Origin of the sequence: Ralstonia sp. 25mfcol4.1, assembly GCF_900104095.1 — a bacterium.
In the GTDB taxonomy this organism is placed as follows: domain Bacteria; phylum Pseudomonadota; class Gammaproteobacteria; order Burkholderiales; family Burkholderiaceae; genus Cupriavidus.
Window position 1 is genome coordinate 441,414 of sequence record NZ_FNJO01000003.1, and the last position, 21,329, is coordinate 462,742.

The following is a 21,329-nucleotide window of genomic DNA, read 5'->3' on the forward strand; positions in this document are numbered from 1 at the left end:
CGGCGGGCGCCGTCGGGATCGATGGACTACCGACGCCCATCAGTGCAGCTGTTCGTCCAGCAGCGACAGGATACGCTTGCTGATCTCGGTGTTTTCCGGCTGGCCGGCATCGTTCTGCACCGTGACCGTCGTACCCGTGCCATTGCCCTTCAGCGACACGCGATACTTCTTCGCGGTCTTGCCGTCGTTGGGCTTGGTGAACAGCTTGGAGAAGAAGCCGCGATCGTCCACCGCCTGCTTCGGATCCACGTAGCGCACGTAGTAAAGGCCTTGTGCGCGGTCACGATCTTCCACCGTGAAATTTACGCGATCCAGCGACAGGCCGACCGAGCGCCAAGCGCGATCGAACGGCTCCGGCAGTTGCAGTGCCGGCGAGCCATTGACCTGGGCCAGGAACGACTTGCTTTCAGCGGCGCTGGCCGTCGCTGCGCCCGTTGCCGCGGCGGCACCGATGCCCGTGGCGTCGCCCGACGGTGCCGGGGCGGCGGCGGCCGCAGCATTGCCCACCGGCGTCGGGTTCTTGGCCATCTGGTTGGCCTGTTCCTTCTGCACGCCCAGGCGCTGCGCCAGACGCGACAGGAATTCGGCTTCCAGCTCCGGATCGGCCGGACGCGGCGTCCAGACGGTGGTCGACTTGTCGACGCCGGTCAGTTGCTCCTGCGCGCCACGGTGGCTGATGAACACTTCGAGCTGGCCGTTCTGGGCACGTTCCACACGCGTACGGAACTTGTCACGCTCGGAGGTCGAGTACAGGCCATCGAACACCTTGCCGATCGTATTGCGGATGATGTCCTGCGGAATCTTGGCGCGGTTCTCGGCCCAGTCCGTCTCCATGATGCCGGTCTGAGGCGAATCCTGCGTCAGCAGGAAGCCGTTTTCCTGCCAGAAGCCGCGCAGCGACTCCCACAGCTGGTCGGCACGCATGCCATTGCTGATGACGAGCCAACGCTGGTTGCCATCACGCTCCATGCGGATGCCCTGCGAGGACGGCAGCACGTTGGTGGCCGGTTCGGCCTCGCGCGTCTTGGTGGCCTGCTGGTAGTTCGACAGCGTCGACGTACCGGCGGCGTCGGGCACGGTATAGCGGCGGTCGCCTTCGAGCTTGGTCAGGTCCGGCGGAATGTCCAGCGACGCGGTCTTCTTGCCTTGGGACTTGTAGTCGATCTTGTCGGGCTGCATGGCTTCGTTGATGCTGCTGCAGCCGGCAATCAGCGTCAGCGCCACCACGGGCGCAACCACGGCGACACGGCGGATCTGCGTCGCGCCGCGACGGTTAAGCTTCTGTTTCATTGACACGTAATCCTGGTTTCAAGAATCGGCGAATAGCCGAACGTTCAGCCGGCGAATCTCAGCCCAGCAGGCCGGCCGCTGCCAGCGCGCGGCGCACGGTTTCGTGCTGGCCTTCCGCCAGCGGGGTCAACGGCAGGCGGATGCCGCCTTCCATCTTGCCCATCTGCTGGAGCGCCCACTTGACCGGAATCGGATTGGCCTCGACGAACATTGCACGGTTGAGGTCGATCAATTCCATATGCAGACGGCGGGCCGTCACCACATCGCCCTTCAGGGCCGCGACGCACATCTCGTGCATCTTGCGCGGCGCCACGTTGGCGGTGACCGAGATATTGCCCTTGCCACCGAGCAGGATCAGCGCCACTGCGGTGGGGTCGTCGCCACTGTAGATGGCGAAGGTATCGGGCGCGTCCTTGATCAGCTGCGCGGCACGATCGATATTGCCGGTGGCTTCCTTCACGCCAACGATGCCCGGCACCTGCGCCAGGCGCAGGATCGTCTCGTTGTTCATGTCCGCCACGGTACGGCCGGGCACATTGTAGAGCAGCACCGGCAGGTCCACGGCTTCCGCGATGGTGCGGAAATGGCGGTACATGCCTTCCTGCGTCGGCTTGTTGTAGTACGGCACGACCTGCAGCGACGCGTCGGCGCCCACCTTCTTCGCGAAGGCGGTCAGTTCGATGGCTTCGTTCGTGGAATTGCCGCCGGTCCCGGCGATGATGGGCACGCGGCCAGCCGACTGCTGGACCGCCACGCGGATCAGTTCGCAATGCTCCTCGACGTTGACCGTCGGCGACTCGCCCGTGGTGCCCACGATCACGATGCCATCGGTGCCTTCCGCCGCATGCCAGTCGATGAGGGCGCGCAGGGCCGGGTAATCCAGGCTGCCATCCTCATGCATCGGGGTGACGATGGCCACGATGCTGCCGGTAATCTGTGTCATATCTCAGGGAATTCGGGAAATTCGAACAAACGGGATTGTACCGGAACCGTCAGGGCCTCCGGACCCCCTATCAGTGAGGGAAAACGTTAGCGGGCGTAACGTGTGGCGCGCCGGTCTCGCCGACCGCCGCCGCTGGGCCCCCCGCGCCTCACGGCCGCGGCGATCCGCACGGCACCGAGGGCAGCGGGTAGCGCGGCGGCGCGGCCCCAGATTCACTTCGGGGCGCCTCGCGCACGGCACAGATCCGCTGTACGAAGGCCTCGCGCGGCGCCGCCAGCGTGCCGTCTTCGTAACCCGTCACCCGCAACGTGCCGCGCGTCACTTCCAGCAGTTCGCCGGGCCGCAGCAGGAAATCGGGCCGCGACGGCTTGCCGACGGTCTCGTTGCCGGCCGCGAAGGTCTCGTAGATCAGCACCCCGCCCGGCGCCAGGGCGTCCAGCAGATATGGCCACAGGGGTCGGTGCAGATAGTTGGTGACCACCACCGCATCGAACCGCCCGGCGTCCGCCAGGGGCCAGGCGCCCTGCTCCAGATCGGCCACCCGGCCCTCGATGCCGGCTGGCAGTCCGGCAACAGCCTCGGCATCGCGGTCCACGGCCAGCACCGCAAACCCCTGCCCCGCCAGCCACGCGGCGTGCCGGCCGCTGCCGCAGGCCAGGTCAAGGACGCGGCCACCCGGCCGGATCAGGTGGGCCCATCGGGTCAGCCAGGTGGAAGGCGCGGCAAGCTGGGAGTGCATGGAACGGAACGGAAAATGGCAGGGAACCGGCGAGCCGGCACGAGAAGGCACCAGGCGGGCGTTACTGCAACACCATCAGCACCGGGCGCAGCATCAGTTCGACGATCGACAGCAGCACCGTCATCACCGGCTGCATCCAGATCCGCGTGATGACCCCGGCGGCCACCAGCGCCAGCACGATGAAAATGCCGTACGGCTCGACGCGGCCAACCGCTTCCGCCATGCGGCGGGGCAGAAAGGCGGTCAGCACGCGGCCGCCATCGAGCGGTGGAATGGGGAACAGGTTGAACGCGGCGACCACCGTGTTGACCAGCACGCCGGCGCGGGCCATCTGGCTCCAGAACGGCTCCTGGATCTGCGCCAGCGCCAGGCCCACGGCGATCAGCGCCCACAGGAACGCCTGGACGATATTGCTGCCGGGCCCGGCCAGCGCCACCCACATGCCATGCCAGCGCGGGTTGCGCAGGTGGCTGAACACCACCGGCACGGGCTTGGCAAACCCGAACACGAACTGTCCGGCGGTCAGGAAATACAGCAGCAACGGCACGGCCACGGTGCCGATCGGATCGATATGGCGGATGGGGTTCAGGCTGACGCGCCCGAGCAGCCACGCCGTGTCGTCACCGAAATACCTGGCCACGAAGCCATGCGCGGCCTCGTGAAGCGTGATGGCGAACAGCACGGGCAGTGCATATACGGCGAAGGTCTGGACGATCGAGGAATCCATGCGAACTATTCTATCGGGCCGCCGGCGCCCAAGGCTGTCCGGCATGTCCGGGGATGTGCGGTATGTATCAGAAACGACAGGTCAAATGAAACAAGGCTGGCAGGATCAGGCCGCGGCCGTCAGTCCGAATCGCTCCACATCGCCCCGGCCGGCACGTACCAGTTCCGGCTCGCCGCTGGTCAGGTCGATCACCGTGGTCGGCTGGGCTGGCGCCGGGCCGCCACAGATCACCAGGTCGAGCTGTTTCTCCAGCCGCGCACGGATTTCGGCCGGTTCGTTCATTGGCGCCTCGTCGTCCGGCAGCTGGAGCGTGGCCGAAATCAACGGCTGCCCGAGCTCGGCCACCAGCGCCAGCGGAATCAGGTGGTCGGGCACGCGCACACCGATGGTCTTGCGCGCCGGGTGCGACAGCCGCCTGGGCACTTCCTTGGTCGCCTCCAGGATGAACACGTACGGGCCCGGCGTGGCGCCCTTGATCCAGCGGTACTGGCGGTTATCGACCCGGGCGAAGTTGCCGAGTTCCGACAGGTCGCTGCACATCAGCGTCAGATGGTGCTTTTCGTCGATACCGCGCAGGCGGCGCAGACGTTCCACGGCGGATTTGTCGTCCAGCTGGCAGGCCAGCGCGTAGCTGGAATCGGTGGGTAGCGCGATCAGCCCGCCCTTCTGCACGATCTGCGCGGCCTGCTTCACCAGCCGCGCCTGCGGGTTGTCGGGATGAATCTCGAAGTACTGGGACATGAGGGGCGCGGGTTTCGGGGAAAGGGGCGGTTACCAGTCGTACCAGACCGGCGTGACGTCCGACGGCAGCGGCGGCAGCGTGCCGATTTCCACCCGGCCCTCCCCGGGACCGTGGAAATCCGATCCGCGCGACGCCAGCAGGCCATAGTGGCGCGCCACATCGGCGTAACGGCGGAACTGGTCGGGCGTATGGCTGCCGGTCACCACCTCCACCGCGCGGCCGCCCAGTTGCGTGAATTCGTCGAACAGCGCGTCGTGTTGCAAATCGGTGTAGTTGTATCGGCCCGGATGCGCCATCACCGCAATGCCGCCGGCGCCGCGAATCCAGCCCACGGCATCCTTCAATGCCGACCAGCGGTGCGGCACGAAGCCCGGCCGGCCTTCCGACAGGTATTCGCTGAACACATCGCCGATGGTCTTGCAGCGGCCCTCGTCCACCAGCCAGCGCGCAAAGTGCGTGCGCGAAATGAGGTCGGGATTGCCGACGTGGCGCAGCGCGCCTTCGTAGGCGCCGGGGATGCCGATTTTTGCCAGTGCCTCGCCGATGTCCTGCGCACGGCGCGCACGGCCGTCGCGGGTGCGGGCCAGGCCATCGATGAGGTCCGCGTTGAACGGATCGATCTGCAGGCCGACGATGTGCACGGTCTGCCCGGCCCAGGTAACCGAAATCTCCACGCCAGGCACATAGCGCATGCCCAGCGATTCGGCGGCGGCGCGGGCTTCGGCCTGGCCGCCTACCTCGTCATGGTCGGTCAGGGCCCAAAACGCCACGCCGCCGGCATGCGCACGCGCGGCCACCTCGGACGGTGACAACATCCCGTCGGACACGGTGGAATGGCAGTGCAGGTCGGCGTTGATGGCATGGGCGTTTTGCATGGGCATATTCTACTCCCGGCAGGGCTTTTTAGCCCTGCCGTCAAAGGTGGTGTGCCCGGATTGCCGTGGCGCGCAGGGTATCATGGGGCCTGTCCCGACCGCATTTTTCAGCTTCCAGCCATGTCCTCCACGCCCATTGCCGCGACCCCGGAAACCATCCAGACCGACGTGCTGATCGTCGGCGCGGGCCCCGTGGGCCTGTTCGCGGCGTTCCAGGCCGGCGTGCTGGGGCTCAAGTGCGAGCTGATCGACGTGCTGGACCGTGCTGGCGGCCAATGCACCGAGCTTTATCCCGAAAAGCCGATCTATGACATTCCGGCCGTGCCCGGCTGCCTGGCGCAGGAACTGGTGGATCGACTGCTGGAACAGTGCGCGCCGTTCGCGTTTCCGATGCACTTCAGCCAGCGTGCGCAGTCGGTCAGCGACACCCACGGCGCAGATGGCCATCCGCGCCTGCTGATCACGACCGATGGCGGCAAGCGATTCGACGTGGCGGCGGTGCTGATCTGCGCGGGCGCCGGGGCGTTCGCCCCGCAGCGCGTGTCGCTGCCCGAGGCCGCCGCGCTGGAAGACCGGCACGTGCACTATGCCGTGCGCGACGTGTCGCGCTTCGCCGGCAAGCGCGTGATCGTGGCCGGCGGCGGCGATTCCGCGCTGGACTGGGCGCTGGCGCTGCGCAAGGTGGCGGCACGCGTCACGCTCCTGCACCGGCGCGAAGGCTTTCGTGCCGCCGATCACACGGTGGGCGCGATGCGCGCCGCCGTTGACGCGGGCGAGATGGATTTCGTGGTCGGCATGCTCGGCAGCCTGCAAACCGATGACGCCGGGGCCCTCACCCACGCCGGCATCAAGACGCGCGACGGCGACCGCACCATCGAGGCCGACGAACTCGTCGCGCTCTACGGTCTGGTGTCCGAACCGGGTCCGATCGCCCAGTGGGATCTGGACATGCACGCCGGGCGCATCCACATCGAGAACACCACCACATACGAAACCTCGCGCCGCGGCATCTTTGCGGCCGGAGACATCGCCGTTTATCCAAACAAGCAGAAGCTGATCCTGTCGGGCTTCCACGAAGCCGCGCTGGCGCTGCGCAAGGCGTATCACTACGCCTTCCCCGACAAGGCGCTGGTCCATATGCACACCAGCAACAACCCCGCGCTGAAGGAAAAGCTCACGCACGCGTGAACGGCGGGGCGTTTCGGCTCCTCTCTGCCATGCCATCCCGTGCCATGCCATGGGACAGGGCGACAACCAGCGCCTGACCCCGGACTCAGGCCAGGAAGTCCTCGATCAGGCTGGCCACCGCCTGCGGCTGGTCGTGGTGAAGCATGTGTCCGGCGTCGTCGACGAATACCTCGCGGAAGTCCGGAAAGGCGCGGAACCGCTCCTTGAATTCCTCGATACTCTGCTTGTGGGCGATGTGCTTCAGCGTCGCCGAATCGCGCGCTTCCACGTGCAGTACCGGCGCGGCCACCTTTTCCCAGATCGCCATGATCTCGTCGATGCGGTACAGCGTCGGGTTGGTCATCTTGTGGGCGCCGTCGCCCAGGATCTCCCAGCGGCCATCTGCATTGCGGCGCGACCAGTGCGCGGCCAGGAAGGCGGCGCGGTCGTCGGGCAGCCGCGGATTGGTCTTCTGCAGCCGGGCGGCCACGGCGGCCTCGCTGTCGTAGGTCTTCAGTTCGGGCGGCGTGCGCAGTTCGTCGAGCCAGCGCGCCAGGCGGGCTGGCGCCTGGTCTGGCCGCGTGCGCGTCAGGCCGAAACCTTCCAGGTCCACCACGCGGCGCACCCGTTCCGGGCGTACGCCGGCGTAGATGCACACCACGTTGGCGCCCATGCTGTGACCCACCAGGTCTACCTGCCCGTCGGGCTGGTAATGGTCGAGCAGCGCTTCCAGGTCGGCCACGTAATCGGGGAACCAGTACGAGCGCGTGCCCGGATACTGCGTCGGGTAATCGGATTCGCCAAAGCCGCGCCAGTCCATGGCAATCACATGCCAGTCGCGCCGGAACGCATCGACCAGGAACTGGAACGACGCCGCGACATCCATCCAGCCATGCAGCATGAACAGCTTGGGCGCGCCGGGTTGTCCCCAGTGGCGGACGTGCGTGCGCAGGCCGCGCAGCGTGATAAATTCGGAACGCGAAGTTTCCGTGATGGTCATGGTGTCTGCCCTCTGTGCCGGGGTCTTCCGATATGCGCGCAGCCCATGGCCACGCGGCGGCCCGGATAAAAATAGAACGATCGTTCGCTTACTGGATTATAGCCAAACGGCTATCTGAAGCGAGCGGGAACATTGGAGACAATTGCATGACCGCCCTGCCGGCCACGCGCCGTGACGACTATCACGCGCTGCACGAATCGTTCCACTGGAACGTCCCCGCGTTCTTCAACCTTGCCGAAGTGTGCTGCGGCCGCTGGGCGCGCGACCCGGCCACGGCCAGCCGCGTCGCGGTGCACACCGAACACGAGGACGGCCGGCGCGCGTCGTACACGTACGCGCATATCCAGGCCGAGGCCAACCGGCTGTCGCGGGCGCTGCGCGAGCTTGGCGTGCAGCGCGGCGACCGCGTGGCCATCGTGATGCCCCAGCGCATCGAAACGGTCATCGCCGGCATGGCCGTGTATCAGCTTGGCGCGATTGCCATGCCGCTGTCGATGCTGTTCGGTCCCGAGGCACTTTCCTACCGGATCGACCACAGCGAAACGCGCGTGGCCATTGCCGACGAAACCTCGATCGACAACCTGCTGGCCGCCCGCCCCGACTGCCCCACGCTGAAGACCGTCATCGGCGCCGGCCAGGCCACCGGTCGCGGCGACCTGGACTGGGACACCCTGCTGGCCGCCCAGCTGCCCGATTTCACGGCGGAACAGACCAAGGCCGACGAAGCCGCGGTGCTGATCTACACCAGCGGCACCACGGGGCCGCCCAAGGGCGCGCTGATTCCGCACCGCGCGCTGATCGGCAACCTGACCGGCTTTGTCTGCTCGCAGAACTGGTATCCGCGGGATGACGACGTGTTCTGGAGCCCCGCCGACTGGGCCTGGACCGGCGGGCTGTGGGATGCACTGATGCCGGCGCTGTATTTCGGCCGTCCGATCGTCGGCTACCAGGGGCGTTTTACGGCCGACCGCGCCTTCGAACTGCTGGAACGCTACGGCGTGACCAACACCTTCCTGTTCCCGACCGCGCTCAAGCAGATGATGAAAGCCTGCCCGACGCCATCGGAAAAATACGATCTGAAGCTGCGCGCCATCATGAGCGCGGGCGAGGCCGTGGGCGAGACGGTATTCACATGGTGCCGGGACGCGCTGGGCGTGATCGTCAACGAGATGTTCGGCCAGACCGAGATCAACTACATCGTCGGAAACTGCACGGCGCAGTATGACGACGACCGCCTGGGCTGGCCGGCGCGGCCGGGATCGATGGGCCGTCCCTACCCCGGCCACCGCGTGGCCGTGATCGACGATGAAGGCCGTCCGTGCGCGCCGGGCGAGGATGGCGAGGTGGCCGTCTGCGCCACCGATGTCCACGGCCATCCCGACCCCGTATTCTTCCTGGGCTACTGGAAGAACGAGGCCGCCACGGCTGGCAAGTATTCGGAATCGGACGGGCTGCGCTGGTGCCGCACCGGCGACCTGGCGCGCATGGATGCCGAGGGCTATCTCTGGTATCAGGGCCGCGCCGACGACGTGTTCAAGTCATCGGGCTATCGGATCGGGCCGAGCGAGATCGAGAACTGCCTGCTCAAGCATCCGGCGGTATCGAACTGCGCCGTGGTGCCGTCGCCGGACCCCGAGCGCGGGGCCATCGTCAAGGCGTTCATTGTGCTGACGCCCGCCGTGGCGCGCTCGTTCGACAACGATGCGGCGCTGGTGGCCGAACTGCAGCAGCATGTGCGCGGCCAGCTGGCACCTTATGAATACCCGAAAGCCATCGAATTCATCGACCAGTTGCCGATGACGACCACGGGCAAGATCCAGCGCCGTGTGCTGCGGCTGATGGAGCAGGAACGCGCGCGGCAGCAGGCCGGGAATCCGGCCAACTAGCCGGCCGACGCCTCCAGCCAGGCCAGTTCATCCTCGTCGAAACCCGCCGCGCGGCGGGCGTCGAGGTTGAACGGCCCACGCAGCTTCGGCGCCTTGTACTGCTCGGCCAGCTGCGCATAGGTGGCCACTGGCTCCAGCCCGCGCCGGGTGCAGAGCCAGCGGTACCAGCGGTTGCCGATGGCCACATGGCCCACTTCGTCGCGCAGGATGATGTCGATGATCGCGGCGGCGGCTTCGTCGCCGGCATCGGCCAGCTTGGCACGCACCGGCGGCGAGGCGTCGAGCCCGCGCGCTTCCAGCGTGCGCGGCACCAGCGCCATGCGCGCCAGCACGTCGCCCGCTGTCTTGTCGGTCATCTCCCAGAGGCTGTTGTGCGCCGGGAAATCGCCATAGGTGGCGCCCAGCGTCTGCAGGTGATCGGCCAGCAATGTGAAGTGATAGGCCTCTTCGTCGGCCACACGCAGCCAGTCCTGGTAATAATCGGCCGGCATGCCGGAAAAACGCCAGACGGCGTCGAGTGCCAGGTTGATCGCGTTGAACTCGATATGGCACAACGCGTGGATCATGTTGGCGCGGCCGGCCGTGGTGTGGATCGACCGGCGCCGCTCCACCCGCATCGGCGGCACCAGTTCGGGGCGCGCCGGGCGGCCAGGCACTGCGCCGGGCGCCGCCACCAGGGTTTCATCGGGATCGACTACGGTATCCACACCGGCCAGCAGCGCGGCATACAGGGCTCGGGCCGCCGCGGCCTTGGCCCGGGCATCGGTCATGCATAGCACGTCCAGCGCGCGGCGGCGCGCGGAGGCCGGCACGGCGGCGGCCCCGGGCGAGGGCCCGACAAGTGGCGTGGGCGCGATGTCGGCGGGTGCGATCACTGGCATAGGCGTAAAATTCGGGAAGCCGCCATTGTAGAGCCCCCCGCCCGGAGCTTGTCCCCAAGCCGGCCCCGTCGGCGGACTCTTTTAATCCGCGCGGCCATCCCCAATTACGCACATTCAGCAGGAGACCCCATGGCGCTTTACCAGCTCGGCGATACCGCCCCGAAAATCCACGAAGACGCCTATGTGGCGGCCGAAGCCACCATCATCGGCAACGTGACGCTCAAGGCGCGTGCCAGCGCCTGGCCGGGTGTGGTGATTCGCGGCGACAACGAGCCGATCGTGGTGGGCGAAGATACCAACATCCAGGAAGGTTCGGTGCTGCACACCGATCCGGGCCGTCCGCTGACGCTGGGCGACAAGGTGTCCGTGGGCCATCAGGCCATGCTGCACGGCTGCACCGTGGGCGAAGGCTCGCTGATCGGCATCCAGGCCGTGGTGCTCAATGGCGCCGTGATCGGCAAGGAATGCCTGGTGGGCGCTGGCGCCGTGATCACCGAGAACAAGGTGTTTCCGGACCGTTCGCTGATCCTGGGTGCGCCCGCGAAGGTGGTGCGCGAACTGACCGACGCCGACGTGGCCAACCTCTATCGCAACGCCGAGACGTATGCGAAGCGGCAGGCCGTTTACAAGACTGAACTCAAGCGCATCGGCTGACGCCTGGCGCAGCCGATACGCCGACTTAACCGCTAGACAGAACCGTGACCGCTTCCTCGAATCCCGATACGCTTCAGAAATTCCTGTTCGATGCCGCTCCCGTGCGTGGCGAACTGGTCCGCATCCAATCCACCTGGCAGGAGGTGCTGAACCGCCATGCCTATCCGGAGCCGGTGCGGCGCGTGCTGGGCGAGATGATCGCGGCCGCGGCGCTGCTGTCCGCCAATCTGAAGTTCAATGGCGCGCTGGTCATGCAGGTACACGGCGACGGGCCGGTGCGCATGCTGGTGGTGGAATGTCTGTCCGACCTGTCGCTGCGCGCCACGGCCAAGATTGCCGAGGGCGCCGAGATTGCCGACGACGCCACGCTCAAGCAGCTCGTGAACGTGCATGGCAAGGGCCGCTTCGCCATCACGCTGGACCCGCAGGACAAGCTGCCGGGCCAGCAGGCCTACCAGGGCATCGTGCCACTGGCCGACGAACATGGCCCGCTGGCGACCATGACCGAGGTGCTCGAACACTACATGCAGGCGTCCGAACAGCTCGATACCCGCCTCTGGCTGGCGTCGAACGACCAGGTGGCGGCCGGCATGCTGCTGCAGAAGCTGCCGTCGTATGGCGGCACCGCCGGCGCGCAGATCGGCGAGACCGGCGCCGCGCTGACCGACGAAGGACAGGGCCAGGATCTGGACACGTGGGATCGCGCCTGCCAGCTGGGCGCCACGCTGAAGGAAGACGAACTACTGGCCGAAACGCCGGAAACCCTGCTGCGCCGCCTGTTCTGGGAAGAGCTGCAGAATGCCGGCCTGCGTGTGTTCGAGCCAATGACACCGCACTTCCAGTGCTCGTGCTCGCGCGAAAAGGTGGCGGGCATGCTGCAGACGCTGGGCCGGGAGGAAATCGAAGGCATCATCGCCGAGCGCGGCGAGGTGGAGATTCACTGCGATTTCTGCGGCCAACGCTATGCGTTCGACCCCGTGGACGCCGCCCAGCTGTTCACCGCGCCGGTGGCCACAGGCGCCGGCGAGGGTGCGAATCAGCAGCATTGAGGTGCCACCCGCCCCCCTGTCACGCAGTTCGGGGGCGGAAAACCGGGGGAAACCGGGGAAAACCATCAGGTCCGCCTACCGTGCGGAACCACACACACGGGTGGTCGGGTCCAATGGCATGCTTGTTCTTCAGCCGTTCGAACGGAGTCCGATATGACAGCGACCATTCGTTCCAGATCGACACCTGCCCTGGCCTGCCAGCTGGCCAGCGTACTGGCGCTTGCCGGCTTGATTGCCGGCTGCGCGGCGCCGGTGCCGCGCAGCCCCGACGGCGTGCCGGCTACGGCACGATTGCCGGACAATGCCATCCCCCCCGCTCCGCTTAGCGACGCCGAGCGCCAGAAGCTGGGCGCGCTGAACCAGCAGATCCTTCAGGAACAGGCCACGGTAATGGCTAACCAGCAGTCGGCCGCCGCATGGAGCCGTGCGTCGTACTACCCGAACACGAGCGTCAACATGTTCTACAACGGTTGGGGTGGCGGCGGCGGTGGCTGGGGTGCCGGCGTAGGCTTCGGCTTCCCGGGGTACGGCTACGGAGGCTACCCGTACGGCGGCTGGTGGTGATGCGGCGTGCGCAAACGATAGCGGCCGCGTTGCGCGGCCGGACCTGATGCTTGATGCGTGCTGGCTGACGCCTAGTGACCGCCGCGTCCGGCGACGGAGTTGGCAGGCGGCGGCAGTGGCGGCGTGGCGCTGACCTTCGGGGCCGGGGCCACGAACTGGACGAACACCTCGTCGTCCTTGACCATGCCCAGTTCGTAGCGGGCGCGCTCTTCGATGGCGCCCGTGCCATCCTGCAGGTCCTTCACTTCGCCTTCCAGCTTGGCGTTGCGCAGTTTCAGCGCCTGGTTGTGGGCCATCTGCTCGCCCACCTGGCGATTCAGATCCCACACGCGCAGCCAGCCGCCCTTGCCCAGCCAGAGCGGGTACTGAATGGCCAGCAACAGCACGAACAACAGCAGGGAAATCAGGCGCATCGGGGCAAAAGGCGCAATGGAATAATGGCGTGGTCGGAGGTTTCCGATGGGCACCAATGATCCATCATGCGGCCGCAGATTGCAAAACAAAAGACGCTACAAAGCGCAACAACCGTGCGTGCGGCACCGGATATCGGCACAATCGCCACACCGGATCGAAAAAAACGCCGCCCCGGCGAACCCGGGAGCGGCGTTTGTCGTTGGCTTGCCGGCGGCACGCGCCGACGGCAGGCTCGGGGAATCAGCGCAGGTTGTAGAACGCGCTCTTGCCCGGGTACGTAGCGATATCGCCCAGATCTTCCTCGATGCGGATCAGCTGGTTGTACTTGGCGATACGGTCCGAACGCGACAGCGAGCCGGTCTTGATCTGGCCAGCGTTGGTGCCCACGGCGATGTCGGCGATCGTGCTGTCCTCGGTCTCGCCCGAACGGTGCGAGATCACGGCGGTGTAGCCGGCGCGCTTGGCCATTTCGATGGCGGCGAACGTCTCGGTCAGCGTACCGATCTGGTTGATCTTGATCAGGATCGAGTTGCCGATGCCCTTCTCGATGCCTTCCTTCAGGATCTTGGTGTTGGTCACGAACAGGTCGTCGCCCACCAGCTGCACGCGCTTGCCGAGCTTGTCGGTCAGCGTCTTCCAGCCTTCCCAGTCGCCTTCGGCCATGCCGTCCTCGATCGACACGATCGGGAACTTGTCGCACAGGTTGGCCAGGTAGTCGGCGAATTGCGTCGACGACAGCTTCAGGCCTTCGCCCTCCAGCGCGTAGACGTCTTCGGCCTCGTGGTAGAACTCGCTGGCGGCGCAGTCCAGCGCGAGCAGCACGTCTTCACCCATCTTGTAGCCGGCCTTTTCCACCGCCTGCACGATGGTGTTCAGGCACTCTTCGTTCGACGAGAAGTTCGGTGCGAAGCCGCCTTCGTCACCCACGGCCGTCGACATGCCCTTGTCGGCCAGGATCTTCTTCAGCGCGTGGAACACTTCGGCGCCGCAACGCAGGGCTTCACGGAAGCTGGTCTGCGACACGGGCATGATCATGAATTCCTGGATGTCCAGGCTGTTGTTGGCGTGCGCGCCACCGTTGACGATGTTCATCATCGGCACCGGCATCTGCATCGCGCCCGAACCGCCGAAGTAGCGGTACAGCGGCAGGCCAGCCTCTTCGGCAGCGGCCTTGGCCACGGCCATCGACACGGCCAGCATGGCGTTGGCGCCCAGGCGGCCCTTGTTCTCGGTGCCGTCCAGTTCGATCAGCGTGCGGTCCAGGAACGCCTGCTCGGAAGCGTCCAGGCCCATGATGGCTTCGGAGATCTCGGTGTTGATGTGCTCGACAGCCTTCAGCACGCCCTTGCCCAGGTAGCGCGACTTGTCGCCGTCACGCAGTTCGATGGCTTCGCGCGAGCCGGTCGATGCGCCCGACGGCACGGCGGCACGGCCCATCACGCCGGATTCCAGCAGCACGTCGCACTCGACCGTGGGATTGCCGCGCGAGTCCAGCACCTCGCGACCGATGATATCTACGATTGCACTCATATTTCCTCTCAGGACTGTTGAATCTTCGTGAATCTTCTACGTGCCAGATGACGGGTGGAAGTCTCAGACGCCTTCCACGACGATCATGTTCATCTTTGCCGCATGCTCGCGGGATTGGCGGGCTGCCAGGTATTCCTCGCTCGCGTAGAAGGCCTTGGCGGCCTCGTAGCTGGGGAATTTCAGCACCACCACGCGCGTCGGCGCCCATTGCCCCTCGAGCGGCTCCGTCTTGCCGCCCCGCACCAGCACTTCCGCGCCGTGAGCCTGCATGGCCCGCGTGGAAAGCACCTTGTACTGCTCGTACTGCTGGGGATCCGTCACGTCGACGTACGCGATGATAAGGCCGGCGGCCATACGCTATCTCCGAATCTTTTGTATTGTCTTTCGATACCCGTGCGTCCGGGGCGATTCACGCACGCACCCGATCTGACGCATCCGGAAGCGACGCCGCCCGCGACAGGCGCGGGCGGCGGGTACTGCTGGCTGGATCACGCGCAGGCGGGCCAGCCGAAATTGTCTTCGAGGAAGCCGGCGCGCTTGACCAGGGTATCCAGGTCCTTCAGCACGGCCAGCAGTTCCTTCATGCGCGACAGCGGCACCGCGTTCGGGCCGTCGGACATGGCCTTGCTCGGGTCCGGATGGGTTTCCATGAACAGGCCCGCCACGCCGGTGGCCACCGCGGCACGCGACAGCACCGGCACGAACTCGCGCTGGCCGCCCGAGCTGGTGCCCTGGCCGCCCGGCAACTGCACCGAGTGGGTCGCGTCGAACACCACCGGGGCACCGGTCTCGCGCATGATCGCGAGCGAGCGCATGTCCGACACCAGATTGTTGTAGCCGAAGGAAACACCACGCTCGCAGGCCATGAACACGTCATCGGGCAGACCGGCCTCACGGGCCGCGTCACGCGCCTTGTCGATCACATTCTTCATGTCGTGCGGCGCCAGGAACTGGCCCTTCTTGATGTTCACCGGGCGTCCGCTCTGGGCGCACGCACGGATGAAATCGGTCTGGCGGCACAGGAAGGCCGGCGTCTGCAGCACGTCAACCACGGCGGCGACGGGCTTGATCTCGTCGATCTCGTGGATGTCCGTCAGCACGGGCACGCCGATTTCGCGCTTCACGGTGGCCAGGATCTCCAGCCCCTTCTCCATGCCGAGACCGCGGAACGACTTGCCCGACGACCGGTTGGCCTTGTCGAACGACGACTTGTAGATGAACGGGATGCCCAGTTCGCCGGTGATCTGCTTGAGCTCGCCGGCGGTGTCCAGCGCCATCTGCTCGGACTCGATGACACACGGGCCGGCGATCAGGAAGAACGGCTTGTCGAGGCCGACGTCGAATCCACACAGTTTCATGGCTTGTCTCCTTCGTCGCGACGTCAGGCGCCCTTGCGCTGCTGCGAGGCCAGCGCGGCTTCCACGTAGGCCTTGAACAGCGGGTGGCCGTCACGCGGGGTCGACGTGAATTCCGGGTGGAACTGCACGCCCACGAACCACGGGTGCATCGACTCGGGCAGTTCCATCATTTCCGGCAGGTTTTCTGTCGGGGTACGGGCCGAAATCACCATGCCGGCCTTTTCGAGCTGGGGCACGTAGTGATTGTTGACTTCGTAGCGATGGCGGTGACGCTCGTTGACTTCGGCGCCGTAGATCTGCGCGGCCTTGGTGCCCGCCTGGATGGGCACGCGTTGCGCGCCGAGGCGCATCGTGCCGCCCAGGTCGGATTCGGCCGAACGCTGTTCCACCTTGCCCTCGCGGTCGACCCATTCGGTGATCAGCGCCACCACCGGGTGCTCGGTCTCGAGGTTGAATTCGGTCGAGTTGGCGTCCTTCATGCCCGCCACGTCGCGCGCGAACTCGATCACGGCCAGCTGCATGCCCAGACAGATGCCCAGGTACGGCACCTTGTTCTCCCGGGCGTACTGGATCGCGCGGATCTTGCCTTCCGTACCGCGCTTGCCGAAACCGCCCGGCACCAGGATGGCGTCCAGCGGCTGCAGCACTTCGAGGTGACCCGATTCCAGTTCCTCGGAATCGATGTACTCGATGTTGACGCGCGTGGCGGTATGCATGCCGGCGTGGCGCAGGGCTTCGATCAGCGACTTGTACGACTCGGTCAGGTCGACATACTTGCCGACCATGCCGATCTTGATCTCGTGCTGCGGGTTTTCCTGCGCGTTCACCAGCTTCTGCCACATCGACAGGTCGGCCGGCTTCGGATCGAGTCGCAGTTCCTCGCAGATCAGGCGGTCAAGGCCCTGCTCGTTGAGCATCTGCGGGATCTTGTAGATGCTGTCGGCATCCCATACCGAAATCACGGCATCCTGCGGAATATTGGCGAACAGCGAGATCTTGGCGCGCTCGTCGTCCGGAATCGGACGGTCGGCGCGGCACAGCAGCGCCGTCGGCGAAATGCCGATTTCTCGCAGCTTCTGCACCGAGTGCTGGGTCGGCTTGGTCTTCAGCTCGCCCGCGCTGGCGATGAACGGCACCAGCGTCAGGTGAACGAATGCGCAGTGGTTGCGGCCCATGCGCAGGCTCATCTGGCGAGCGGCTTCCAGGAACGGCAGCGATTCGATATCGCCGACCGTACCGCCGATTTCCACCAGGGCGACGTCGGCCTTGCCGTCGTGCGAGGCGGCCGCGCCGCGCTCCACGAATGCCTGGATCTCGTTGGTGATATGCGGAATCACCTGGACGGTCTTGCCGAGGTACTCGCCGCGGCGCTCCTTGCGGATCACCGACTCATAGATCTGGCCAGTCGTGAAGTTGTTCGACTTGCGCATCTTGGCCGACACGAAGCGCTCGTAGTGACCCAGATCGAGGTCAGTTTCGGCGCCATCCTCGGTCACGAACACCTCGCCATGCTGGAAAGGGCTCATCGTGCCGGGGTCGACGTTGATGTAGGGATCGAGCTTGAGGAGGGTGACTTTGAGGCCGCGCGACTCGAGAATGGCCGCGAGCGAAGCAGCAGCGATGCCCTTGCCGAGAGAAGAGACGACGCCACCGGTGACGAAGACGAATTTGGTCATAAACCGAGCTTGCCGGGGAAATCGGGATTATACATGAGACCCCGTCCGCCGCCGACCCGGATTTTGTGACAGGGCAGTGTCCGCGATGCGCCGCCCTGCTGCTGCGGCGCATGCGCCGCTCGGCGCCGCGCCCGTCTTCAGTGGCCGCTGGCGCGCATCTGCCCGATCAGCTCATGCACGGTGGCGGCGGTTTCCAGGGGCCGCTCCATCGGATAGAGATGCCCGCCTTCCAGGAAGCGCAGGCGGTCGCCCACCAGCTTGCGCGTGGCGCCCAGTCCCACCTGCCTGACCTCGCGTGATTTCGTGCCGGCAATGAAGCCCACCGGCACCGGCGCGCCATGGGCCACGCGCCGGCCCAGGCTGGTAGGCAGCGTGCGATAGATGCGGTATTCCACGTCGCGGTCGAAACGCAGGCGGCGTTCCGCGGCCCGGCCCGTCGGCTCGGTGCCATGCTCGGCGTAGTCGCGCAGCACGTCCGGGTCCCAGACCCGGAAATTGCGCTTGGCCTGGAAGTGGGTCCAGACCGATTCGGTATCGGGCCAGTGCGTGCGGCGGTTCTTGGTCACGGCCGCCGGGCCCGGCTTTTCGTCCAGACCCAGGACCTGCGACGCGCGCAGCAGCGACGCCCGCCAGCCGGCGATGATCGGCGAGTCGAGCATCACCACGCCGCGCACGCGCTGCGGTTCGCGCAGCGCGGCCATCAGCGACAGGAAACCGCCCAGCGAATGCCCGACCAGCCAGACCTTGCGGGAATCGGCACCGTCGCGACGGGCGCGTTCGATCTCACGTAGCAGTTCGTCCACCAGATTGGGCCATTCGCGCGTGACCGGGTACTTTGGATCGTGGCCGTAGCGCTCGACGGCGCGGATCTCGAAGGCATCTTCCAGTGCCCCGAACAGCTTGCGGTACGTGGATACGGGAAATCCGTTGGCGTGGGAGAACAGCAGGATGTCGCGCATGAGACAAGTGCAATGGGAATGTGGCAGTCGCCGCAGAGTGTACTGCGGCGCCCCGCCGTTCGACGCCCGCGCCGGCGCGAATGGGGTAGACGTTTCCCTCTACCGTTCCCGGCGTGCGCGCACGGGCTGGCCCCATCGGTCGGCCTCGTCGCGCGCCAGCGGAAACTCGGCCGGCTCGGCGGCATCCCACTCGGGATTGGCGATCTCGCCGAACACCTGACGCAGGCGCTGGCCCCAGGTGTCGCGGATCATGCGGAAGTACGCGTTCTTCTCGTCGATGTTGACAAAGCGCGTCACGCGCAGCGAATCGGCCTCGTACACCAGCAGGTCCAGCGGCAGGCCCACCGAGATATTCGACTTGAGCGTCGAATCCATCGAAATCAGCGCGCACTTGGCGGCCTCGCCCAGCGGCAGCGACGGCGACACCACTCGGTCGACGATCGGCTTGCCATACTTGGCCTCGCCAATCTGGAAGTAGCAGTTTTCGGGCGACGCCTCGACGAAATTGCCCGCCGCATAGATATGGAACAGCCGCGTGCGCTCGCCGCGGATCTGCCCGCCGAAGATCATGCTGACGTTGAAGTCGATGCCGGCCTCGCGCAGTGCGTGGGCGTCGCGCTTGTGCACGGCGCGCACGGCGTCGCCGACGATCGTGGCGGCCTCGAACATGTCGCGGGCCGTCCACAGCGAACGCTTTTCGTCGCGCGCCTCGGCCAGCAGCTGCCGCACCGACTGGCTGATCGCCAGGTTGCCGGCCGTCATCAGCACCAGCACGCGGTCGCCCGGCTCTTCGAAGACGGTCATCTTGCGCGAGGTGGAAATGGCATCCACCCCGGCATTGGTTCGGGAATCGGACAGGAATACCAGACCGGCATCCAGCCGCATCGCTACGCAGTACGTCATGAACAGGTGTCTTGTTGGGGCGCCGTGTCACTTGTGAGACGGCAAATTTGCATTCTAGCCGCTCGGCAAAACGCCACGCCGTTGAATGCCGGCGCGGGCCGGTCAGGCAGCGGGCGTGATGGCGATATCGACGTCGAGCGTTTCGCCCGCGCCGCCTTCCAGAATGCCCCGGATTGGTGCGGCCGAGGCGTAGTCGCGCCCCACCGCGAGCCGCACGTGGCGGGCATCTGTCACACAGCGGTGCGTCACGTCGATACTGCACCAGAGGCCCCGGCCGGCATCGAGACAGACATCGGCCCAGGCATGGCTGGCCAGCGCCGTGGCGGCCGGATCGTAGAAGTAGCCACTGACATAGCGCGCCGGAATGCCCAGCACACGGCACGCGGCCACCATCACCTGCGCCTGGTCCTGGCAGACGCCACTCCCCAGCTGGAAGGCCTGGGCCGCCGACGTTCCGACATCGGTGGTATTGGCCTGGTAGCGCACGCGATCGGCAATGCCGCCCGCCAGGGCCAGCAGTGCCGGCACATCGTGACCCGCCGCCACATAGGGCGCGGCAAACGCCTGCAGGCCGTGCGGCGCCTGCGTAAGTGGCGTAGTCGAAACAAAGTATAGCGGCGACACCCGTGACTCGCCCGAATCCGGCTGATCGACGAAAGCATGGTGTCCGCCCTGCACCTCCACCTCGCCGGTGGCGGTGATGGCGATCGTACGGGCCGGGCCGGCCATGGTGAAGTTGTGGACGATATTGCCGAAACCGTCGCGCGCCTCGCTCAGGTTGCCCGGCGCCGAAAGTTGCCAGCCCTGCACCGATTGCAGGGGCCCCGAGCGCGGGGCGAGGCGCAGTTCGTGCACGCTGCGACGCACCGGTTCGGTGTATTGATAGACGGTTTTGTGGTGAATCCTGTATTTCACGATGCGTATCGCGCGCCCGGCACGGCACCCGCCGGTGCTTCCCCGGCCCGGCGCGTGACGCACCGGGCACATGCATGACGGTTCAGGCGGCCAGCAGCGGCACGAGGAAATCCCGGCTGATGCCATTGCCGAGATCGCCGATGCGCTCCAGGAAGCTGGTCAGGTAGGCGTGCAGGCCGACGGCGAAGATGTCGTCGATGCGCGCGTATTTGAGGTCGGCGTGGAGTTTACCAGCCTGGCGCTCGGTCTCCGACGATTGCTGGTTGGCCACCAGCGCCAGGATCGCCACCACTTCGTCCATGCTCGACACGAGCGAGCGCGGCATGTCCGGCCGCAGGATCAGCAGTTCGGCCACGCGCTGCGGCGTGATCACGGCCCGGTAGATCTTGCGGTAGACCTCGAAGCCCGACACCGACCGCAGCACGGCCGCCCAGTGGTAGAAGTCGTTCTGCTCGCGGTTCGGATCGCTGTCGTCGCGGCCCGACGCCTGGAACTTGACGTCCAGGATCCGCGCCGTATTGTCGGCGCGCTCCAGGAAGGTGCCAAGCCGCATGAAGTGGAACGCATCGTCCTTGAGCATGGTGCCGAACTGCACACCGCGCGCCAGGTGCGAGCGGAACTTGACCCATTCGAAGAAGCGCGACGGGTCATCGCGCAGCTCGCCCTCGGTGATCATGCGCTGCACGTCCAGCCACGTGGTGTTGATGGTTTCCCACACCTCCGTAGTCAGCGACCCACGCACCGCCCGCGCGTTCTCGCGCGCCGCGCGCAGGCAGCTCATGATCGACGACGGGTTGGTCATGTCGCGCACCATGAAGTCGATCACGTCGTCACGGTGCAGCAGGCCGTACTTGTGGTCGTAGGCCTGGGTCAGCTCGGAGATGTCGAGCATCGCCCACCAGCCCTGCTCGGCCACTTCGGCCGACTGCGGCAGCAGCGAGGTCTGGTAGTTGACGTCGAGCATGCGCGCGGTGTTTTCCGCGCGCTCGGTGTAGCGGGCCATCCAGAACAGGTGGTCGGCGGTACGGCTCAGCATGATGGGGTCTCCCGGCGATCA

22 protein-coding genes are annotated in these 21,329 nt (G+C 66.2%); 5 read left to right on the forward strand and 17 right to left on the reverse strand.

Annotation, left to right across the window (positions count from 1 at the left end):
* Positions 1 to 39: 39 nt before the first annotated feature.
* The 6 genes from bamC to BLQ58_RS08155 form a co-directional block, all read right to left on the reverse strand.
* Positions 40 to 1,290 (reverse strand): outer membrane protein assembly factor BamC, encoded by a 1,251-nt coding sequence (gene bamC, locus BLQ58_RS08130; RefSeq protein ID WP_092596237.1) that lies wholly within the window; start codon positions 1,288 to 1,290, stop codon positions 40 to 42.
* A 58-nt stretch (positions 1,291 to 1,348) separates the two neighbouring features.
* Entirely contained in the window at positions 1,349 to 2,233 is an 885-nt protein-coding gene (gene dapA / locus BLQ58_RS08135) for a 4-hydroxy-tetrahydrodipicolinate synthase (RefSeq protein ID WP_092596240.1), read from the reverse strand.
* Positions 2,234 to 2,381: 148 nt separating this feature from the next.
* The gene (locus BLQ58_RS08140; protein ID WP_092596241.1) at positions 2,382 to 2,972 is read right to left on the reverse strand and encodes a class I SAM-dependent methyltransferase; all 591 of its coding nucleotides are present in this window, start codon (positions 2,970 to 2,972) and stop codon (positions 2,382 to 2,384) included.
* Between the two features lie 61 nt (positions 2,973 to 3,033).
* Positions 3,034 to 3,699: a site-2 protease family protein gene (locus tag BLQ58_RS08145; protein WP_092596242.1), complete on the reverse strand. Its 666-nt coding sequence runs from the start codon at positions 3,697 to 3,699 to the stop codon at positions 3,034 to 3,036.
* Positions 3,700 to 3,804: 105 nt separating this feature from the next.
* Complete coding sequence (locus tag BLQ58_RS08150) at positions 3,805 to 4,440, reverse strand: L-threonylcarbamoyladenylate synthase (RefSeq protein WP_092596243.1); 636 nt, start codon at positions 4,438 to 4,440, stop codon at positions 3,805 to 3,807.
* Between the two features lie 30 nt (positions 4,441 to 4,470).
* Complete coding sequence (locus BLQ58_RS08155; RefSeq protein WP_092596244.1) at positions 4,471 to 5,322, reverse strand: 3',5'-nucleoside bisphosphate phosphatase; 852 nt, start codon at positions 5,320 to 5,322, stop codon at positions 4,471 to 4,473.
* A gap of 114 nt (positions 5,323 to 5,436) precedes the next feature.
* Between BLQ58_RS08155 and BLQ58_RS08160 the strand changes: the two genes are divergently transcribed.
* Positions 5,437 to 6,504, forward strand: a complete 1,068-nt coding sequence (locus BLQ58_RS08160; protein ID WP_092596245.1) for an NAD(P)/FAD-dependent oxidoreductase — start codon at positions 5,437 to 5,439, stop codon at positions 6,502 to 6,504.
* Between the two features lie 85 nt (positions 6,505 to 6,589).
* Here the strand turns inward: BLQ58_RS08160 and BLQ58_RS08165 are convergent, their stop codons facing one another.
* Positions 6,590 to 7,483: an alpha/beta fold hydrolase gene (locus BLQ58_RS08165; RefSeq protein ID WP_092596246.1), complete on the reverse strand. Its 894-nt coding sequence runs from the start codon at positions 7,481 to 7,483 to the stop codon at positions 6,590 to 6,592.
* 146 nt (positions 7,484 to 7,629) lie between these two features.
* Here BLQ58_RS08165 and BLQ58_RS08170 point away from each other — a divergent pair, with 146 nt between their 5' ends.
* Positions 7,630 to 9,369: an acetate--CoA ligase gene (locus BLQ58_RS08170; RefSeq protein ID WP_092596247.1), complete on the forward strand. Its 1,740-nt coding sequence runs from the start codon at positions 7,630 to 7,632 to the stop codon at positions 9,367 to 9,369.
* On the opposite strand, the gene BLQ58_RS08175 is transcribed toward BLQ58_RS08170, so the two are convergent.
* On the reverse strand, positions 9,366 to 10,250 hold the full coding sequence (locus tag BLQ58_RS08175; protein WP_092596248.1) for a ferritin-like domain-containing protein: 885 nt from the start codon (positions 10,248 to 10,250) through the stop codon (positions 9,366 to 9,368). The genes BLQ58_RS08170 and BLQ58_RS08175 overlap by 4 nt on opposite strands.
* 129 nt (positions 10,251 to 10,379) lie before the next feature.
* Here BLQ58_RS08175 and BLQ58_RS08180 point away from each other — a divergent pair, with 129 nt between their 5' ends.
* From BLQ58_RS08180 to BLQ58_RS08190, 3 genes are all read left to right on the forward strand, one after another.
* Positions 10,380 to 10,904 (forward strand): gamma carbonic anhydrase family protein, encoded by a 525-nt coding sequence (locus BLQ58_RS08180; protein ID WP_066738778.1) that lies wholly within the window; start codon positions 10,380 to 10,382, stop codon positions 10,902 to 10,904.
* A gap of 44 nt (positions 10,905 to 10,948) precedes the next feature.
* Complete coding sequence (locus BLQ58_RS08185) at positions 10,949 to 11,953, forward strand: Hsp33 family molecular chaperone HslO (RefSeq protein ID WP_092596249.1); 1,005 nt, start codon at positions 10,949 to 10,951, stop codon at positions 11,951 to 11,953.
* A 153-nt stretch (positions 11,954 to 12,106) separates the two neighbouring features.
* Positions 12,107 to 12,517 (forward strand): hypothetical protein, encoded by a 411-nt coding sequence (locus BLQ58_RS08190; protein ID WP_092596250.1) that lies wholly within the window; start codon positions 12,107 to 12,109, stop codon positions 12,515 to 12,517.
* A gap of 71 nt (positions 12,518 to 12,588) precedes the next feature.
* Here the strand turns inward: BLQ58_RS08190 and ftsB are convergent, their stop codons facing one another.
* From ftsB to BLQ58_RS08235, 9 genes are all read right to left on the reverse strand, one after another.
* A complete protein-coding gene (gene ftsB / locus BLQ58_RS08195; protein WP_092596267.1) occupies positions 12,589 to 12,930 on the reverse strand; it encodes a cell division protein FtsB in 342 nt (113 codons plus the stop codon).
* A 241-nt stretch (positions 12,931 to 13,171) separates the two neighbouring features.
* Positions 13,172 to 14,461: a phosphopyruvate hydratase gene (eno, locus tag BLQ58_RS08200; protein WP_092596270.1), complete on the reverse strand. Its 1,290-nt coding sequence runs from the start codon at positions 14,459 to 14,461 to the stop codon at positions 13,172 to 13,174.
* A 63-nt stretch (positions 14,462 to 14,524) separates the two neighbouring features.
* Positions 14,525 to 14,815, reverse strand: coding sequence for a DUF1330 domain-containing protein (locus BLQ58_RS08205; RefSeq protein ID WP_092596273.1), 291 nt, complete (start codon positions 14,813 to 14,815; stop codon positions 14,525 to 14,527).
* A 134-nt stretch (positions 14,816 to 14,949) separates the two neighbouring features.
* Positions 14,950 to 15,819 carry a 3-deoxy-8-phosphooctulonate synthase gene (gene kdsA, locus BLQ58_RS08210; RefSeq protein ID WP_066738786.1) on the reverse strand — a complete coding sequence of 290 codons (870 nt, stop codon included), beginning with the start codon at positions 15,817 to 15,819 and terminating at the stop codon, positions 14,950 to 14,952.
* A 23-nt stretch (positions 15,820 to 15,842) separates the two neighbouring features.
* A complete protein-coding gene (locus tag BLQ58_RS08215) occupies positions 15,843 to 17,495 on the reverse strand; it encodes a CTP synthase (RefSeq protein ID WP_092596280.1) in 1,653 nt (550 codons plus the stop codon).
* Between the two features lie 137 nt (positions 17,496 to 17,632).
* Complete coding sequence (locus BLQ58_RS08220) at positions 17,633 to 18,454, reverse strand: alpha/beta fold hydrolase (protein ID WP_092596284.1); 822 nt, start codon at positions 18,452 to 18,454, stop codon at positions 17,633 to 17,635.
* Positions 18,455 to 18,553: 99 nt separating this feature from the next.
* Complete coding sequence (locus BLQ58_RS08225; RefSeq protein ID WP_092596288.1) at positions 18,554 to 19,357, reverse strand: proteasome-type protease; 804 nt, start codon at positions 19,355 to 19,357, stop codon at positions 18,554 to 18,556.
* A 102-nt stretch (positions 19,358 to 19,459) separates the two neighbouring features.
* Positions 19,460 to 20,272: a transglutaminase family protein gene (locus BLQ58_RS08230; protein WP_217635968.1), complete on the reverse strand. Its 813-nt coding sequence runs from the start codon at positions 20,270 to 20,272 to the stop codon at positions 19,460 to 19,462.
* Positions 20,273 to 20,354: 82 nt separating this feature from the next.
* Positions 20,355 to 21,308, reverse strand: a complete 954-nt coding sequence (locus BLQ58_RS08235; RefSeq protein ID WP_092596290.1) for an alpha-E domain-containing protein — start codon at positions 21,306 to 21,308, stop codon at positions 20,355 to 20,357.
* Positions 21,309 to 21,329 lie beyond the last annotated feature (21 nt).

Bases quoted from the DNA above. Each gene is read 5' to 3' on its own strand.
- dapA (WP_092596240.1), bottom strand. From the start codon at position 2,233: ATGACACAGATTACCGGCAGCATCGTGGCCATCGTCACCCCGATGCAT.
- BLQ58_RS08215 (WP_092596280.1), bottom strand. From the start codon at position 17,495: ATGACCAAATTCGTCTTCGTCACCGGTGGCGTCGTCTCTTCTCTCGGC.
- BLQ58_RS08175 (WP_092596248.1), bottom strand. From the start codon at position 10,250: ATGCCAGTGATCGCACCCGCCGACATCGCGCCCACGCCACTTGTCGGG.
- BLQ58_RS08165 (WP_092596246.1), bottom strand. From the start codon at position 7,483: ATGACCATCACGGAAACTTCGCGTTCCGAATTTATCACGCTGCGCGGC.
- eno (WP_092596270.1), bottom strand. From the start codon at position 14,461: ATGAGTGCAATCGTAGATATCATCGGTCGCGAGGTGCTGGACTCGCGC.
- BLQ58_RS08235 (WP_092596290.1), bottom strand. From the start codon at position 21,308: ATGCTGAGCCGTACCGCCGACCACCTGTTCTGGATGGCCCGCTACACC.
- BLQ58_RS08160 (WP_092596245.1), top strand. From the start codon at position 5,437: ATGTCCTCCACGCCCATTGCCGCGACCCCGGAAACCATCCAGACCGAC.
- BLQ58_RS08150 (WP_092596243.1), bottom strand. From the start codon at position 4,440: ATGTCCCAGTACTTCGAGATTCATCCCGACAACCCGCAGGCGCGGCTG.
- kdsA (WP_066738786.1), bottom strand. From the start codon at position 15,819: ATGAAACTGTGTGGATTCGACGTCGGCCTCGACAAGCCGTTCTTCCTG.
- BLQ58_RS08225 (WP_092596288.1), bottom strand. From the start codon at position 19,357: ATGACGTACTGCGTAGCGATGCGGCTGGATGCCGGTCTGGTATTCCTG.
- BLQ58_RS08140 (WP_092596241.1), bottom strand. From the start codon at position 2,972: ATGCACTCCCAGCTTGCCGCGCCTTCCACCTGGCTGACCCGATGGGCC.
- BLQ58_RS08220 (WP_092596284.1), bottom strand. From the start codon at position 18,454: ATGCGCGACATCCTGCTGTTCTCCCACGCCAACGGATTTCCCGTATCC.
- BLQ58_RS08190 (WP_092596250.1), top strand. From the start codon at position 12,107: ATGACAGCGACCATTCGTTCCAGATCGACACCTGCCCTGGCCTGCCAG.
- BLQ58_RS08170 (WP_092596247.1), top strand. From the start codon at position 7,630: ATGACCGCCCTGCCGGCCACGCGCCGTGACGACTATCACGCGCTGCAC.
- ftsB (WP_092596267.1), bottom strand. From the start codon at position 12,930: ATGCGCCTGATTTCCCTGCTGTTGTTCGTGCTGTTGCTGGCCATTCAG.
- bamC (WP_092596237.1), bottom strand. From the start codon at position 1,290: ATGAAACAGAAGCTTAACCGTCGCGGCGCGACGCAGATCCGCCGTGTC.
- BLQ58_RS08145 (WP_092596242.1), bottom strand. From the start codon at position 3,699: ATGGATTCCTCGATCGTCCAGACCTTCGCCGTATATGCACTGCCCGTG.
- BLQ58_RS08180 (WP_066738778.1), top strand. From the start codon at position 10,380: ATGGCGCTTTACCAGCTCGGCGATACCGCCCCGAAAATCCACGAAGAC.
- BLQ58_RS08155 (WP_092596244.1), bottom strand. From the start codon at position 5,322: ATGCCCATGCAAAACGCCCATGCCATCAACGCCGACCTGCACTGCCAT.
- BLQ58_RS08205 (WP_092596273.1), bottom strand. From the start codon at position 14,815: ATGGCCGCCGGCCTTATCATCGCGTACGTCGACGTGACGGATCCCCAG.